A 1,800-nucleotide genomic window follows, 5' to 3' on the forward strand; every position below is an offset into this window, starting at 1 on the left:
CAGAGATGTGTATAAGAGACAGGTGCCGGGCAGCGCCCAGCACGACGCCGCCTCCACCAGCGAGCCCACGGGCATGGAGCTGGGCAGTGCCGCCGTCCGGCTCTCGCCCGAGGGCGAGGCCGAGGTGGTCTGGGGCCGCCGGCTGGACCCGGCCCGCATGGAGGTGCTGTCGATCCCGCTGCCGTCCTCCGGGCGGCGCTGGGGCGAGGTCGTCCTGCACGACGGGGTCCCGAACGGCGAGCGGATCACGGCGGCCGGCCCCTCCTACCCGGTCTTCGACGAGATCGAGCTGTGGGCGCCCTCCCCGGTGCCGACCTGGGTGGTGCTGCTGGAGGCGGCCACCGAGTCGGACCGGGACGCGCTGGAGCGGCTCGCCTCCGACGCCGGCTTCGCCGCCGAGGACTGGTCGTCCTCCGTGCGGCTGCTCTGCCGGGCCTGTTCGGAGAGCCGGATGGAGAGCGACGAGGGCGACGGCGAGCACCTCGACCCGCACGACCACAGCGAGCCGGGCCACCCCGGGCCGCTGGGCCACCGCACCGCCGGTGAGCTGTGGGTCCCGGAGCGCGAGTGCGGCATAGCCGCGCCGCCCGCCCTGGTGCGCGGACTGCTGGACGGCTGGGTCGCGGACAGCCCGGACAGCCGCGAGTGGCGGGATCTGGAAGAAGTCTGCTGAGCGGTGCCCGTAGGCTGTACGGGCACCGGATCCGGTGCGTTTCCCACGGGTATTCGCAGGAAGGCGTACGGCGGACATGTCGCAGCAGGAGACGGACGAGCAGGTCGGCGTGGACGACGAGGGTTTCCTCGTGGACACCGAGGACTGCGAGGCGCGCGAGACGGCACACCGTGAGCGCGGAACCTCCCGTCCGATCACGGTGGTGGGCAACCCGGTCCTGCACAAGGAGTGCGCGACCGTCACGGAGTTCGACGACGAGCTGGGCCGGCTGGTCGACGACATGTTCGCCAGTCAGCGCACGGCCGAGGGCGTGGGCCTGGCCGCCAACCAGATCGGCGTGGACCGCAAGGTCTTCGTCTACGACTGCATGGACGACGAGGGCGTACGGCACGTCGGCGCGATCTGCAACCCGGTGCTGGAGGAGCTCGCCCCCGAGCTGCGCAACCTCGACGACTCCAACGAGGGCTGCCTCTCCGTCCCGACGGCCTACGCCGGGCTGGCCCGCCCCGACTACGCGGTGGTACGCGGACAGGACGTGAAGGGCAGGGAGGTGCGGGTGCGGGGCACCGGCTACTTCGCGCGCTGCCTCCAGCACGAGACCGACCACCTCTACGGCTACCTGTACATCGACCGGCTCTCCAAGCGGGACCGCAAGGACGCGCTGAAGCAGATGGCGGAGGGCACGCCGCGCTACCCGGTCGTCCCGAACGACTGAGGGCCGCCGCCGGTACGGGGCCCCGCCGGTTCTCCGGCGCGGGCCCCGCACCGTACCGTCCCGTCGGGCCCGGGTACAGGGCGGCGCCTATTTCCCGACGCGTGGTTGACGCGGGTAGACCCCTTCCGACAGGCTCGTCGCCACACCTCACCGTAGGGAGACCCCATGCTCAGACGCACCGCACACGCCCTGCTCGGTCTTGTCATGGTCATGGCTTTCGCGGCCGGTGGCGCCCTGGTGACCGCGGGCACCGCGCAGGCCGACGGCTGTTTCACCTGGACCCGCACGCTCTCGTCCGGCGCCACCGGGAACGACGTCACCCAGCTCCAGATCAGGGTCGCGGGCTACCCGGGGTACAACTCGGTGCTGGCCGTGGACTGTCTCTTATACACATCTGTGTATAAGAGACAGG

At 71.4% G+C, this 1,800-nt stretch carries 2 protein-coding genes and 1 pseudogene; all 3 read left to right on the forward strand.

Annotated features, from left to right (window positions below; translation table 11 throughout):
* The coding region (locus tag IH13_RS0110150) for a hypothetical protein (protein WP_063837424.1) at window positions 1-673 on the forward strand (673 nt) is incomplete at its 5' end.
* Window positions 674-749: 76 nt separating this feature from the next.
* The gene (def, locus tag IH13_RS0110155) at window positions 750-1,388 is read left to right on the forward strand and encodes a peptide deformylase (protein ID WP_031083058.1); all 639 of its coding nucleotides are present in this window, start codon (window positions 750-752) and stop codon (window positions 1,386-1,388) included.
* Between the two features lie 165 nt (window positions 1,389-1,553).
* Window positions 1,554-1,800, forward strand: a pseudogene (locus IH13_RS0110160) (hypothetical protein); the annotation flags it as partial.

It is taken from the genome of Streptomyces sp. NRRL WC-3549, from assembly GCF_000721935.1.
In the GTDB taxonomy this organism is placed as follows: Bacteria; Actinomycetota; Actinomycetes; order Streptomycetales; family Streptomycetaceae; genus Streptomyces.